Below are 15095 nucleotides of genomic sequence, written 5' to 3'. Positions count from 1 at the left end.
AGCCAACCTATCCCGAAGGATATCGCCAGAGTCGGTCTGACCGCACCAAATTTCGGGGTGGATTGCGGACTGTAAGCTTTTGTAAGAGGTCAATTAGGCCACAACTTCCCCCCTAGTTAACCGCACTCATAAATTCACAATCCTGTTTAAAGATTATGATGGTTGTGAGACGATGTATTAACGGATAACAACAGGAATCCCCTTGATTGCGAGGAACTAACGTGCAGCCAACAGACCCTAGCAAATTTACAGATCAAGCCTGGGAAGCCATTGTCAAATCCCAGGATGTAGCCCGCCGCTTTGCCAATCAGCAGCTAGAGGTTGAACATTTAGCCATCGCCCTTCTCGAACAGCAAGGTCAGGCCAACAGCATTCTCAGCAAAGCTGGAGTCGATGCCGCCCGCTTTGCCCAGCAGTTAGATGCTTTTGCCAAACGACAGCCCAGAGTTGCCAACGCTGACCAACTATACCTCGGCCGCGGCTTAGAAGTGATGTTAGATGTTGCCGAGGCCACCAGGGCGGCTTGGCAAGATAATTTTATCGCCGTTGAACATTTATTAATTGGTTTAGTAGAAGACGAACGAGTCGGTCGCAGGTTGCTGACAAAAGGCGACGGCCCGCCGGGCCGCCCCGGTTACGATCGCAAACCCCCAGCCGGTACGCTCGATCGACCAAAACTCGAAGAAGCAATCAAATCAGTCCGCGCCACTACTAAAGCCCAAGAAAAAAATTCCGAAACTGGGAAAGCCAGCCGCAGCAGCGCTAAAGCCCAAGAGCAAGATGGCGAAGCTAGCTCCGACGCCCTCAGCAAGTACGGCCGCGATTTGACAGAAGCCGCCAAAGCCGGCAAACTCGACCCAGTAATCGGCCGCGATGAGGAAATCCGCCGCGTGGTACAAGTTCTTTCCCGCCGTCAAAAAAACAATCCGGTGTTAATTGGCGATCCCGGAGTTGGAAAAACTGCGATCGCCGAAGGTTTAGCCCAGCGAATTGTCAACGGCGACGTACCGGAATCTTTGAAAAATCGCCAGCTATTTAGCCTCGACATGGGCAGTTTAATTGCTGGGGCCAAATTCCGGGGCGAATTTGAAGAACGATTGCGGTCTGTTCTGCGGGAAGTCATCGATTCCGACGGGCAAATTGTCCTATTTATTGACGAATTGCACACCGTTGTCGGTACTGGCGGCGGTGGCAGTTCCGGTTCGGGGATGGATGCGGGAAACTTGTTAAAACCGATGTTAGCCAGAGGCGAACTGCGCTGCATCGGCGCTACAACTCTCGACGAATTCCGCAAGAATATTGAAAAAGATCCCGCACTAGAACGCCGATTTCAACAAGTATTTGTCGGCGAACCCAGCGTTGAAGATACTGTTTCGATTTTGCGCGGATTGAAAGACCGTTACGAACGCCACCACGGGGTAAAAATTACGGATTCGGCTCTGGTAGCTGCTGCAACTCTGTCTTTCCGCTATATTTCCGATCGATTTTTGCCAGACAAGGCGATCGACCTCGTAGATGAAGCGGCCGCCCACTTGAAAATGGAGATTACCTCTAAACCTGTGGAATTGGAAGGCATTGACCGCCGGGTGATGCAGTTGGAAATGGAAAAATTGTCGATCGAAGGGGAAGGAAAAGGTGCTCTAGCCCCTGGGCTCGGCTTCCGCGTCGAACGCATCACATCTGAGATTGACATCTTAAAAGTTAAGCAGGAAAAATTATCCTCTCAGTGGTTGGGCGAAAAGCAGTTGTTGGATGCAATCAATAAATTGAAAGCAGAAGAAGACCAACTGCGAGTGCAAATCGAACAAGCAGAAAGGGCTTACGATTTGAATAAAGCCGCACAGTTAAAGTACGGCAAGTTAGAAACGGCGGTGCGCGATCGCGAAGCGAAAGAAGCGGAACTTTTGAAACAGCAAGCTCAAGGTTCTTCCCTGCTGCGGGAAAAAGTTACTGAGGGCGATATTGCGGAAATTGTCGCTAAATGGACGGGCATTCCGGTTAACCGGTTGTTAGAATCCGAACGCCAAAAATTGCTGCAATTGGAAAAACACTTGCACCAAAAAGTTATCGGTCAAGAGGAAGCTGTAACAGCCGTGGCAGCGGCAATTCGGCGCGCTCGGGCGGGCATGAAAGACCCCGGAAGGCCGATCGGCTCTTTCTTGTTTATGGGCCCGACAGGCGTCGGAAAAACAGAGTTAGCGCGGGCGTTGGCGGAGTTTTTGTTTGACAGCGATGATGCGATCGTCCGCATCGATATGTCGGAATACATGGAGAAGCACAGCGTTTCCCGGTTGGTAGGAGCTCCTCCCGGATATGTCGGTTACGATGAAGGGGGACAACTTTCGGAAGCAGTGCGGAGACATCCTTATTCGGTAGTGCTGTTTGACGAAGTGGAAAAAGCGCACCCCGACGTATTTAACATTTTGCTGCAAGTGTTGGATGACGGCAGAATTACCGATTCTCAAGGTCGAGTGGTTGACTTTAGAAATACCGTAATTGTGATGACTAGCAATATCGGCAGCGACCACATTTTAGACGTGTTTACTAAGAAGGAAAAAACCGTCAAAAAACCTGCTACTCGCAAGCAGGAAACGAAAGATTTGTCAAGCCAAAAGACAGATTATAAAGTGGCTGCCGACGGTACTGTTGAGGTGTCTGCCCACCGAGTCGATACTGCCGAGAAGAGTGAAAATGAAAATTTATTGACTCAAGAACGGGAGACAGACCAAGAGTACGAACAGATGTTAAAACGGGTGATGACAGCCCTGCGCTCGCACTTCCGGCCCGAATTTCTCAATCGGGTGGACGAGATAATTTTGTTCCACACTTTGAGCAAGACGGAACTGCGGCAAATAGTCAGTATCCAAGTGAAGCGGATCGAGCGTTTGTTGGCCGAGCAAAAAATTACTTTGGAACTGTCAGATGCGGCGAAAAACCATATCACAGATGTCGGTTACGACCCGGTTTACGGCGCTCGTCCCTTGAAACGTGCCATCCAGCGGGAGCTGGAAAACCCGCTGGCGAACAAGATTCTGGAAAATGCGTTTGTGGAGGGCGATACAATTGCGATCGACTGTGAAAATAACACTTTGCAATTTCGCAAAAAAGATTCTCGCCCAGCGCTGACAGGTAACAGTTTGTAGTTGCCGAACAGCTAGGAACAGGCAAGATGCCTGTTCCACAGACAATCAATTTTTCTTGTGGAGCAGGCATCCTGCCTGTTATTAAAAATGGTGAAATATATTATCAAGAATTAGACATGGTGCGGCTACCATAGGCATCCATGCTGTAGGCAGGAACGCGAACGCGGTAATCAATTTCTGTTCCCGTCACTGATTTTGCTAGTTGTTCAAAAGATTCATCGTTCCAATTCCGCTCGTGGATGGGCTTTGACTGTTCCCCGAGGAAATATGCTTGAGTGCCAATTACTGAGGCCGCGACCCAACCGACGATTAAAAGAGCGATTACAATAGTCATTTTTGCTTTTTCCTTAACTTTTGTTGCTTTATGTAAACTAATGTAACGAAAATTATTAATAAACGTCAAGGTACTGTAATGTCGTGGCAACCGTCCGGCAGGTAGTAAATACCGCACCTAATCCTGAGTCTGTAGGGTGTGCTTAGTGTCAACAAGGGCTCGATCCCCCCTAGCCCCCCTTAATAAGGGGGGGACAAGAGTGTTCTCTTTCGTCCCCCTTATCAAGGGGGATTTAGGGGGATATAGACTGGGCTACCAGCGAGAGATACAGAGGGGTTTAAGGCTTAAGTTGACACGCCTTGGTAGGGTGGGCACTACCGCGCATCGGTAGCTAGCACAGTACCCGGATTGTGAACTGTATCCGAAATAGCAAAACAGATTGTTGAGATTTTATAGTTAAGAAGTTATAAGTTTTGCGTTAATAAATTACGATTAAAAGTCTGCCGCTGGCAGGACGATCGCGGTCAAATTATAAGTTATGATTTATCAGTTTGGATTTGAACGAACAAATCCCAATTACCAAATTTTAAGTACAAATTCTCAATTACCAATCATCGCTAAAAATCATGCCAAACTCAATGTTAAATGACGACCCCTTGTGGTTCAAAGACGCGATTATTTACGAAGTACCAGTTCGGGCTTTTGCCGACAGCAATGCAGACGGGATAGGCGACTTTAGAGGACTGACAGAAAAACTGGATTACCTGCAAAACTTGGGAGTAACAGCAATTTGGGTACTGCCATTTTTTCCCTCGCCGCTCCGAGACGACGGCTACGATACATCTCACTATACTACCGTCAACCCGATTTACGGCACATTAGAGGACTTTAAAGACCTTTTAGAAGCAGCGCACCAGCGGGGAATTCGAGTCATTATTGAGTTAATTGTTAACCACACTTCCGACCAGCACGCTTGGTTTCAGCGAGCGCGCCGCGCCCCGAAAGGAAGTAACGAAAGAGATTTTTATGTGTGGAACGACACCCCGGAAAAATATCAAGAGGCTCGGATTATTTTCCAAGATTTTGAAACATCTAATTGGGCTTGGGATCCGGTAGCAAAAGCTTATTACTGGCACCGTTTTTATTCCCACCAACCCGATTTGAATTACGACAATCCGGCCGTCCGCCAAGCCATCTTAGATGTGGTAGATTTCTGGTTGGCACTGGGAGTAGACGGACTGCGAATGGATGCGGTGCCTTACCTGTACGAGCGCGAAGGTACTAACTGCGAAAACCTGCCCGAAACTCACGTATTCCTGAAGCAATTGCGGCAGCACGTAGATGAGAAATTCCCGAACCGGATGCTGCTGGCTGAGGCGAATCAGTGGCCGGAGGATGCGGTTGAATATTACGCTGCTGGCGATGAATGTCACATGAACTTTCATTTTCCGCTGATGCCGCGTTTATTTATGGCTTTGCACATGGAAGATAGCTTCCCAATTAGCGACATTCTCCAGCAAACTCCACATATTCCCAATAATTGTCAGTGGGCATTATTTTTGCGGAATCACGATGAATTGACGCTGGAAATGGTGAGCGATGAAGACCGAGATTATATGTATCGGGTTTACGCTCAAGACACTCAGGCGAGAATTAATTTGGGCATCCGCCGCCGCTTGGCTCCTTTGATGGGAAATAACCGCCGCCGCATCGAGTTGATGAATGCTTTGCTGCTGTCTCTTCCGGGTACGCCGGTGCTTTACTACGGCGATGAAATTGGCATGGGAGACAATATCTATTTGGGCGATCGCAACGGGGTGAGAACTCCGATGCAGTGGAGTGGCGATCGCAATGCCGGTTTCAGCCGTGCTAACCCGCAGCGGCTGTACGCACCGCCCATTGTTGACCCTGAATATCACTACGAATCTGTTAACGTGGACGCGCAGCGGGCGAATCCAAGTTCTCTGTGGTGGTGGATGAAACGCCTGATTGCAATTAGGCAGCGCTTCCAAGCATTCGGCCGCGGAACTTGCGAGTTTCTGTACCCGGAAAACCGCAAAGTTTTAGCTTTTGTACGCACTTATCAAGACGAACACATCCTGGTAGTGGCTAATTTGTCACGCTTTGTCCAGACGGCAGAATTAGACCTTGCGCCCTTTAAAGGTGCTGTTCCAGTGGAGATTTTCGGTCGCACGGAGTTTCCTCCAGTTGGCGAGTCGCCTTACTTTTTGTGCTTGAGTCCTCACACTTTTTACTGGTTTACTCTTACTGTTAAACACGAAGATTTTTCGCTGCACGGTGTTCCCACAGACTTGCCTACTTTGGCGGTGATAGGCAATTGGAAAACTGCTTTTGCTACAAGTCAGTTAAGCGATATGCTGCTTAATCTTTTGCCGGGATACCTGCGGCGCAATCGCTGGTTTAGCGGTACAGATCGGACAATTCAATCATTAGAAATAAGTGAGGTTGTACCGATTGAATGTAAAGATAATGCGGGGGAGGAATCTCAAGTTTACATTCTGTTTTTGCAGTTGAATTATACTGAAGGTATGCCGGAAACTTACGTTTTGCCTTTAGGTTGGGAAGAGATGAAAGGGGATGTGGACGAGCGGGCGATCGCGCGCCTGCACTTCCCAGAAACCAACAAGGAAATCGGGGTACTATTTGACGCTGCCGGGGAAAAAGGTTTTCTGAGCGCGCTGCTGGGGGCGATCGGCAATTCTCGCAGTTACAGAGGTGTTGCAGGCCAACTACTAGGAATTGCCGACACTGCATTCAGCTCAGAAGAAGATTTATCCCACCTCGACCCCCACGTGTTCAAAAAAGAACAAAGCAATACATCCGCAGGTTACGGCGACCGCTTCGTCCTCAAAATATTGCGAAAAGTCGAGGAAGGAATCAACCCCGAATTAGAAATCGGACGCTTTTTAACGGAGCGCAACTCGATCCAACACTACGCTCCAATTGCCGGAGCATTGGAATATCACACACCAGCAAAACAAGTCCTTACAGTCGGAATCCTACAAAAATTAATCCCCGACAGCGTAGATGCTTGGTCTTATACCTTAGACACACTGCGCGACTATTTCGAGCAAGTAATGACAGTAGAAGCAAAGCATTCCGGTGAGAATTTATCTACAGCCCCCGAAAATTATTTACCGAACGCTTTGACCGGACAGCAGCGGCAGCAAAACTCGCTAGTAGCCGATTTATCGCTAGAAATTCCGGCATTAGCTCGCGAACTCATCGGCTCTTACTTAGCATCAGCCGAACTTTTAGGTCAACGGACAGCCGAACTTCACCTCGCTTTAGGTGCTGACACAGAAAATCCCGCTTTTGCCCCAGAAAACTTCACCTCCTTTTACCAGCGTTCCATCTATCAACACATGAGAAATCTGGCCGGAAGAACTTTGCTGGATCTGAAAAAACGGATGTCTAAACTGCCGCCAGAAATACAAAAATCGGCTCAAAAGCTGCTCAACCGCGAAGAGTTGATCATGGAACGTTTCAAGTCTATTTTGAACTTGAGAATCACGGCCGATAGAATTCGCTGTCACGGAGACTTTCATTTCGGGCAAGTTCTTTATACAGGGAAAGACTTTGTAATTATTGATTTCGGAGGAGAACGGAATCGACCGTTAAGCGAGCGGCGGATGAAGAGGTCGCCCCTGCGAGATGTTGCGGGAATGCTGCAATCTATAAGTTACGCTGTTACTTTGGCACTCCGCAATGAAGTAGAAAGTGGCATGATTCGCCCGGAAAATCTCCCGGAGATGCAGCAGTGGGCGAACGTTTGGCACCGCTGGGTCAGCCTGACGTTTCTTAACAGCTATTTGGTAACAGCAGGCGATGCCAATTTCTTGCCCAAATCTATACCGGAACTACAAGTTTTGTTGGATGCTTACATTTTGGAAAAAGCGGTTGGCGAGCTAGCCTACGAACTTAATTACCGCTTGGATTGGGCGGAAATTCCGATGAAGCGGATTCTACAATTGCTGAATTTATAAGGGTGGGTTTATCTATACTCATTAGGGTGCGTGACTTTTTAGTTACTCAATTAACAGCGAGATGCTGGAGAGTCACGCACCTTACATGACACCAAATCTGCTTTGATAACGATTAGCTCGGCGAATATAATTCGCTCTTTTATACCATTTCTCTAAAATCCTGCAACACTCTTCGACCCCCCCTAGCCCCCCCTTGCAAAGGGGGGGAACAAGAATACTGTTGCATTGTTTTTTAAAATTGGTATTACAAACAAATTCCGCGCCAAGCGAGGCTAGAAGAAAAGATGGTAAAAAAATGATTTCGTATTACTTAAAATAAAGAGCGGCTTGATATAAAACTTGTTCTTGATGAGTTAACAAAGTGCAGTCAGAAAGCGGGTAAGCCACACAAGTAACAGCGTAGCCAGCTTGCACTTCAGACGGCTTCAAAAACTTTTGTTCGCTTTGGTCGATTTCACCGCTCAGCAGTTTGACAACGCAAGCAGAACACTCGCCTTGCTTGCATCCATTCGGCAAGCGGATGCCGGCATCTTCTGCGATATCTAAGATATACTGGTCGTCTGGTACTGCGATCGTGCGATCGAGCGCGAGAGCCTCATTCACCAACCGAACTTGATAAACAGCCATTTCCACCTCTTATATTTGGATTGCTGGTATTCAACTAAAATAGATGATTACAACTTACAGAAAAAATCAAAATGTAGGGTGCGGACGAAGCACATTCCGCTATACATGATAGCTAAAAAACCCAGTATTTTCAAAACACCGGGTTTTTGAGAAACCACAACCTCGATCGCTATACTAGACAAGCGCTTCCTGATAATCGAGATTTTCATCTAGATAAATAGCCCGAATATCCTCCGGCAAGTTGGATTCTAAACTTTGATATCCTTTTTGCAGCAAAGCCTTTACCTGAGCGGGGGAAATAGCTTCGCCTTCTGCTTGCAAATAAGCTGCAATGCGAGTTTCGCTCCAGCGGAAAGTCTGAGCCATCAACACCACTAAACGCGGCAGCGGCGCTAACAATTCCAAGGCTTGTTTGACGTAACACCACAGCGGAGGCGGAGCCGATTGCAAAGAGTAGTGAATCGACTCAACAGGGGGCAATTCAGCTTGATTTATGCAGACTGCAGTGACATTAATCAGCCAGTTTTGGAGACTAAGATTTCCGCCATCAGACTCTTGGATCTCGCGGCGCAAATCGAGGCCTCGCAGTTCGTGATAGATGTGCAGCCAAGTGTGGGCAAATAGGTAATCGCCTTGTACGGGCGATCGCACGGAATGGCGAATCAGGGAGTGTACAATTTGAGCGTAGCGGCAAAAAATCGCCGTGAAGAAGCGACCCTGATCGGGATGGTTTTGAAACAGAGTCAATAATTCCTGGTCGCTGTGATGGAACAGGGATTTGACCACAGGATGGTTGAGTTCTGAAAAATTAGGTGTTTGCACAATTGTTCTGGAAAGGTTTGGAGAATAAATGCGGGTGCAGCCCGATTCTACAACACGATATACATTTGATGCAAGTGCTTAAAAAATATGTTGATAATAAAGTCAAATTAATTATATAATTAAGTTGTAGGTGACGGTGAATAAACCTCAATTAGTAGATCGAATTTTATTTGTTTACCGTCACATACAAAGGTTGTTTAAAGGGTAAATTCTTTGTATGTCTAGCATTAATACTGGTATCGAATGGACTGACCGAACGTGGAATCCAACGACGGGCTGCGATAAAGTCAGTCCAGGTTGTACGCATTGTTATGCTGAAGCATTAACAAAACGGTTTCATACTAATTTTCCTAACGGTTTTGATTTAACGGAATATCCAAAACGTTTGAATGAGCCTAAAAGCTGGCGAAAGCCGAGTCGCATTTTTGTTAACTCAATGAGTGATTTGTTCCATGAAGATGTTTCTATTGAATTCCTGAAACAAGTTTTTGATGTAATGCGTGAAACTCCTCACCACATTTATCAAATTCTTACGAAGCGACATGAGCGTTTAGCCGACTTAGCCCCTCAACTTGATTGGTCTGATAATATTTGGATGGGGGTGTCTGTTGAAAATCAAAACTATGTTCATCGTGTGGATCATTTGCGACAAGTCAATGCAAAGGTACGCTTTTTATCCTGCGAACCACTTTTAGGGCCTTTGCAACTCGATCTAAGAGATATTCACTGGGTAATAGTTGGGGGAGAATCTGGACAAAAACACCGTCCGATGCAGGAAGAATGGGCACAAAGTATTCGCGATCAGTGTCAGGAGGCTGGAATCGCGTTTTTCTTCAAGCAATGGGGAGGTAGAACACCTAAAGCTGCTGGGAGACTGTTGGATGGGAAAATCTGGGATGAAATGCCTGAAACGTGGAAGAAACATCAAAAAAGATGGCTAAAATAACTACCCTTAATCCCTGTTGAGTAAAAAAATCTAAATTTTCTTACATATACGGTTTGATATTGGTATCATTTTTTAAGCCTAAAGTGGCTTTTTAATGTGTAAGGCTTTTTCTGCTTAGAAGGATGTTTGATTTCTATCAATTGTTCTGTGCACAGCCAATCTAAAACATCATTATTGTAATGAGTTCGCTTTAAACGTCCTATGTCATTCATTTCTAATATTAGATGAGTAATTGCATCGTCAAAAGATATCCAATCATTAAGCTTACTAAAAGTTTTGATAGCCTGAGTTTTTATTTCAGCTAATCTTTTCTGCTGCTCTGAATTCCATTCTTTTTCTAAAAATTTTTTAATTCCTGTGTGGCTGTCCTTAAAAAATAACAATCTTTCCTCCTCCCAAACGAAATCGTTCAAGAAACTTCCAAAAGCTTTTTTGGGGTGATTGCTACCTACTACAATACTATATTTGGGTCGGGGATCGCTGTAGCTTTCTTTAATTTCAAAACTGGTTGCTCCTCTAAACCCTGCTTCTATTTTCATTCTTTTCTTAAAATATTCAAGGGCCCATTTTTCAAATTGTTGAGGTTGATCTTTAAGTTCTAGCCACTTGGGTTTCCAATCTTGGTCTGAATTGATACCTAGGAGTTTAGTCAAGTTCTCTATATAAGTTTCAGCAGTCTTTTGCTCTTTTATACTATCATATACGGTTTTATAATGCCCCGCATGGCGAGCTACTGCACTGTTGTGAAATAGTATAAATAGCTCTCCTTTGTTCTGACGGACATAATTTCCTATTTCACAGATATGCTCAAAAGTAACTCCTTTGACCGCAAAAGTGTCAAGAAAAAATAACGTAGGATAGCGATTTAAGTCCTTCATTACACCTGAAAAAGCGGTCTCAAATTTTTGACTTTCATAAACTTTGTAAAACAAATCTTTACCCAGAAAGCGACAGTTTTCCTTAAGCTGTTGATTAGACTCCGCTTCAGCCTCTACAAAAAAACATCTTAAGTTGACTCGTCTTTCTTGATTAAAGAGGTTAGCACATTTTAGAGCTATTAAGGGTGAACCATCTGTATTTTCAAAGTTATGTTGATACTTTGTCCAAAAATTAGAATTATTTACAAAATCTTCAATTCCAATTCCTTCTTTATATTTCCCCGGACCGGCAAAAGCATCAACATAGTTGATATGCTCGGATTGATATTTCTCATTACCTCCAAGATTATAGCAGAATGCTTGTAGGTATTTAAGTAGTATCCGATGTTTAGATGCTGACCAGTCTCGTTTGCGTTCAAAAAATTTTTCGGGATTTTCGGGTTCTTGGGAAAATAAAGATAATTGCTTTCCTTCCATTTTTCACTTCCCTACACAAAAATGCTACATTAAGAATCAATCTAGCATAAAAGTTAGGATCTTAAAAGAGTTAGAGTCAAGTTATGTTTTGCTCGCTCTCCCCAAACCCTCAACCCCCCAATATTTCGCTCGCAAATACATCACCAGGATGCGATCGCACTTAATCTCCTAGGGTTTCAGTTTAATTGTCAATTACTATTTAGATCTAACACCATAACCTCCGCCCCCAGGAGTCTCAATGACAAACACATCCCCCGGCTGCATTTCCACAGTCGCCGTACTCCCCAAGTCCTCAACTTTACCATCAACCTGTTCAACATAATTCCGCCCAACTTTCCCCGCTTCACCCCCATTCAAACCGCAGGGAGAAATTAAACGCCTCCCCGATAAAATTCCCGCCGTCATCGCCTCCCGAAACCGTACTCGCCGCACCACTCCATTACCGCCGCGATGAGATCCATTCCCCCCACTATTAGCCCGAATTGCAAAACTTTCTAACAACACGGGAAACCGCCATTCCAAAACTTCGGGATCAGTTAAACGCGAATTAGTCATGTGAGTTTGAACCGCATCAGTACCGTCAAAATCTGCACCCGCACCCGAACCGCCGCAAATAGTTTCATAATATTGATACCGCTGATTCCCAAAAGTAAAATTATTCATAGTTCCCTGAGAAGCCGCCATCACTCCCAAAGCACAATACAAAGCATCGGTAATATTCTGCGAAGTTTCCACATTACCTGCAACCACCGCCGCTGGATAGCGAGGATTCAGCATACAGCCTTCGGGATTGATGATTTCGAGAGGTTTCAAACAGCCCGCATTTAGAGGAATATCGTCATCTACTAAGGTGCGGAAAACATACAAAACAGCGGCTTTGCACACCGCAGCGGGAGCATTAAAATTGTTGGATTGTTGAGCAGAAGTGCCAGTAAAATCTATTTTTGCACTGCGCGCAGATTTGTCAATTGTAATCGCTACCTTAATTTGTCCGCCACTATCCATCGGATAAGTAAATTCGCCATCACTCAAAACCTCAATTACCCGCCGCACCGACTCTTCCGCATTGTCTTGTACGAAGCCCATATAAGCTTGCACAGTCTCTAATCCATAATGTTCTACCATCTCGATCAGCTCTTCTGCGCCGCGCTTGTTAGCAGCAATTTGTGCTTGCAAATCTGCTATATTTTGAGCGGAATTGCGAACAGGAAAATTCCCCGCTGTCAGAATTTCTAGTAATTTTTCTTCGAGAAAATTGCCCTCGCTTACTAGCTGAAAATTATCTAGCAATACGCCTTCTTCGGTTACTGTTGTACTGTTAGGAGGCATGGAACCGGGAGTGATGCCGCCGATGTCGGCGTGGTGTCCCCGCGAGGCTACATAAAACAAAGGAAGGGAGGAATCACGAGCAAATACTGGAGTAATAACGGTGATATCTGGTAAGTGTGTGCCGCCGTTGTAGGGATTGTTAGAAACATAAACAACCCCCGGTTGAATCGCATTGCCTTGTGCTAAAATTAAAGCTTCAACGCTTTCGCTCATCGAGCCCAGATGCACGGGAATGTGCGGCGCGTTGGCAACTAATTGCCCGTTTTTGTCGAAGATTGCACAGGAAAAGTCGAGACGTTCCTTGATGTTGACTGAGGAACTTGTGTTTTGCAATGTGACGCCCATTTGTTCGGCGATCGCCCGAAACAAATTATTAAAAATTTCCAGCAAAACTGGATCGGATTTAACCGCAGATAAACCCGAATGAACGCGGATATTATCTGCCTCTATCTGCGTGCATCGGCGGTTCAAAATTAAATCATTATTTTCGGTGATTTCCGCTTCCCAGCCCGGTTCTATGATATTGGTTCCCGTTGCCTCAACAATCATAGCAGGGCCGCTAATGCAGTCGTGCGATCGCAAATCGTCTCTCTGATAAACAGGCGTTTCCCGCCACCCGCCAGCAACATAGGTTTGCACGGTTGAAATTGGTTGCACAGGCAAGATTTCCGTCCCACAAGAGGGGGAAATTGTGGATGCTTCCGGCACATCCATTCTTTCTACAACTTCCACCGAAACCGCTTCCACAATCAGCGGTTTTTCTGGCATAATAAAACTGTAACGCTGTCGGTGGGCTGCTTCAAATTCAGCCTGCATGACCTCAATATTCTCAGCAAAATCTACCGCCAAAACCGAGTCACTTCCCTGATATTTTAAGCGCAGCTTCCTAATAACTAAAACCTCTGACTCTTTCTCTGCGTCCTCTGCCTCTGGGCGGTTCAATTCCCTCTTTCCATCAGCCTCCAATGCAGTTAAAATATGATGCAAATCAGCTAATAATTCTGCATTTAACTGTTGCTCGATCGCCCTTTCGCGAATAGCCCGCACATCAGCCAAACCCATACCGTAAGCCGACAACACACCGGCATAAGGGTGAATAAACACCCGTTTCATCCCCAAAGCATCCGCGATCGCACAAGCGTGTTGGCCGCCCGCACCGCCGAAACAGCACAATGTATACTCCGAAACATCGTAACCGCGCTGAAGCGAGATTTTTTTGACAGCATTTGCCATCTTTTCCACCGCGATCGCCAAAAAACCCTCCGCCACCTGTTCCGCCGTCCTCTCGCCCCCAATTTCCCCCGCTAGTTGCCCAAATTTTTGCTTTACTACGTCAGGGGCGATCGGCAAATCGCCATTCAATCCAAATACTTTCGGGAAAAACTCCGGTTGAATTTTCCCCAACATCACATTGCAATCAGTCACCGTCAACGGGCCACCTTTGCGATAGCAAGCAGGCCCAGGATTAGCCCCTGCAGACTCCGGCCCGACGCGGTAGCGAGCCCCGTCAAAAAAGACAATTGAACCGCCGCCGGCTGCTACAGTGTGAATTGCCATCACGGGCGATCGCAATCTCACCCCAGCAATTTCCGTCTCAAATTCGCGTTCGTATTCGCCGTTAAAATGGGCAACATCTGTGGAAGTTCCGCCCATATCAAAGGTAATAATTTTATCAAAACCTGCCTTTTTGCTGGTTTGAACAGCACCGACAATTCCCCCAGCAGGCCCGGATAAAATACTGTTTTTTCCTTGAAATTGTGCGGCGTCCACTAAGCCGCCGTTTGACTGCATAAACATTAATTTAGGGGGCGGGCACGGGGAGGGCGGGCACGGGGACACCGCCCCTACAGGAGATAACTGACTGGTTACTTGTTCGACATAACGCCGTAAAATCGGAGATAAATAAGCATCGACAACCGCAGTATCTCCCCGCGAAACTAATTTCATCAGCGGGCTAACTTCGTGAGATACTGAAATTTGAGTAAAGCCAATTTCTCTCGCTATTTTAGCAACTTGTTTTTCATGTTCCGAGTAGCGGTAGCCGTGCATAAATACGATCGCACAACTGCGAATTCCCTCATCGTATGCTTGTTGTAAAGATGGGATAAACTCGGGATTGACAGCAGTCAACTCCTCACCTTGAGCGCTGTAGCGTTCCGCAACTTCAATAACTCGATCGTACAGCATCTCCGGCAAAACAATGTGACGCGCGAAAATATTCGGGCGGTTTTGATAGCCAATTCTCAGCGCATCGCGGAAACCTTTAGTAATTAACAGAATTGTGCGATCGCCCTTTCGTTCCAGCAAAGCATTTGTCGCCACCGTCGTCCCCATTTTAATCGCTTCAATTTCGGCGGCGGGTATCGCTGCGTGGGCGGGAATTCTCAAAATATCGCGAATTCCTTGGACTGCGGCGTCGGTGTAGCGTTCCGGGTTTTCCGACAGCAGCTTGTGAATGACTAATTTACCGTCGGGGCGCTGGGCGACAATATCGGTAAAAGTACCGCCGCGATCGATCCAAAATTGCCAGCGAGTGCGAGCGGGATAAGTAGGATTCATATCTCTTTTTTTTGATATTTTTGCTTGATTAAT

The 15095-nt window shown here is 46.1% G+C and carries 8 protein-coding genes; 3 read left to right on the top strand and 5 right to left on the bottom strand.

Translation table 11 applies throughout. The features are described 5' to 3' along the window. Window positions 1-221: 221 nt before the first annotated feature. A complete protein-coding gene (locus tag QUA71_RS09675) occupies window positions 222-3143 on the top strand; it encodes an AAA family ATPase (protein ID WP_333284389.1) in 2922 nt (973 codons plus the stop codon). Between the two features lie 103 nt (window positions 3144-3246). Here QUA71_RS09675 and QUA71_RS09670 read toward each other — a convergent pair whose 3' ends face one another. Next, window positions 3247-3477 (bottom strand): photosystem II protein, Psb35-related, encoded by a 231-nt coding sequence (locus QUA71_RS09670; RefSeq protein WP_006634333.1) that lies wholly within the window; start codon window positions 3475-3477, stop codon window positions 3247-3249. A 578-nt stretch (window positions 3478-4055) separates the two neighbouring features. Between QUA71_RS09670 and treS the strand changes: the two genes are divergently transcribed. Then, window positions 4056-7424, top strand: coding sequence for a maltose alpha-D-glucosyltransferase (treS, locus tag QUA71_RS09665; RefSeq protein WP_333284387.1), 3369 nt, complete (start codon window positions 4056-4058; stop codon window positions 7422-7424). Between the two features lie 306 nt (window positions 7425-7730). Here treS and QUA71_RS09660 read toward each other — a convergent pair whose 3' ends face one another. Further along, window positions 7731-8051, bottom strand: a complete 321-nt coding sequence (locus QUA71_RS09660) for a 2Fe-2S iron-sulfur cluster-binding protein (protein ID WP_333284386.1) — start codon at window positions 8049-8051, stop codon at window positions 7731-7733. Window positions 8052-8225: 174 nt separating this feature from the next. Continuing rightward, window positions 8226-8873 carry an RNA polymerase sigma factor gene (locus tag QUA71_RS09655; protein ID WP_006634336.1) on the bottom strand — a complete coding sequence of 216 codons (648 nt, stop codon included), beginning with the start codon at window positions 8871-8873 and terminating at the stop codon, window positions 8226-8228. 217 nt (window positions 8874-9090) lie between these two features. Between QUA71_RS09655 and QUA71_RS09650 the strand changes: the two genes are divergently transcribed. Next, window positions 9091-9819 (top strand): phage Gp37/Gp68 family protein, encoded by a 729-nt coding sequence (locus QUA71_RS09650; RefSeq protein WP_333284383.1) that lies wholly within the window; start codon window positions 9091-9093, stop codon window positions 9817-9819. 65 nt (window positions 9820-9884) lie between these two features. On the opposite strand, the gene tcmP is transcribed toward QUA71_RS09650, so the two are convergent. Both tcmP and QUA71_RS09640 read right to left on the bottom strand, forming a co-directional pair. Beyond that, window positions 9885-11174, bottom strand: coding sequence for a three-Cys-motif partner protein TcmP (gene tcmP, locus QUA71_RS09645; protein WP_333284381.1), 1290 nt, complete (start codon window positions 11172-11174; stop codon window positions 9885-9887). Between the two features lie 195 nt (window positions 11175-11369). Then, window positions 11370-15062: a hydantoinase B/oxoprolinase family protein gene (locus QUA71_RS09640; RefSeq protein WP_333284379.1), complete on the bottom strand. Its 3693-nt coding sequence runs from the start codon at window positions 15060-15062 to the stop codon at window positions 11370-11372. Between the last annotated feature and the right edge of the window lie 33 nt (window positions 15063-15095).

The organism is Microcoleus sp. MON1_C5, from assembly GCF_036701875.1.
In the GTDB taxonomy this organism is placed as follows: Bacteria; Cyanobacteriota; Cyanobacteriia; order Cyanobacteriales; family Microcoleaceae; genus Microcoleus.
The sequence above is the reverse complement of the archived record's forward strand: the minus strand, read 5'-3'. Positions and strand labels throughout refer to the sequence as shown.

Bases quoted from the DNA above. Each gene is read 5' to 3' on its own strand.
- QUA71_RS09670 (WP_006634333.1), bottom strand. From the start codon at position 3,477: ATGACTATTGTAATCGCTCTTTTAATCGTCGGTTGGGTCGCGGCCTCA.
- treS (WP_333284387.1), top strand. From the start codon at position 4,056: ATGTTAAATGACGACCCCTTGTGGTTCAAAGACGCGATTATTTACGAA.
- QUA71_RS09660 (WP_333284386.1), bottom strand. From the start codon at position 8,051: ATGGCTGTTTATCAAGTTCGGTTGGTGAATGAGGCTCTCGCGCTCGAT.
- QUA71_RS09650 (WP_333284383.1), top strand. From the start codon at position 9,091: ATGTCTAGCATTAATACTGGTATCGAATGGACTGACCGAACGTGGAAT.
- tcmP (WP_333284381.1), bottom strand. From the start codon at position 11,174: ATGGAAGGAAAGCAATTATCTTTATTTTCCCAAGAACCCGAAAATCCC.
- QUA71_RS09640 (WP_333284379.1), bottom strand. From the start codon at position 15,062: ATGAATCCTACTTATCCCGCTCGCACTCGCTGGCAATTTTGGATCGAT.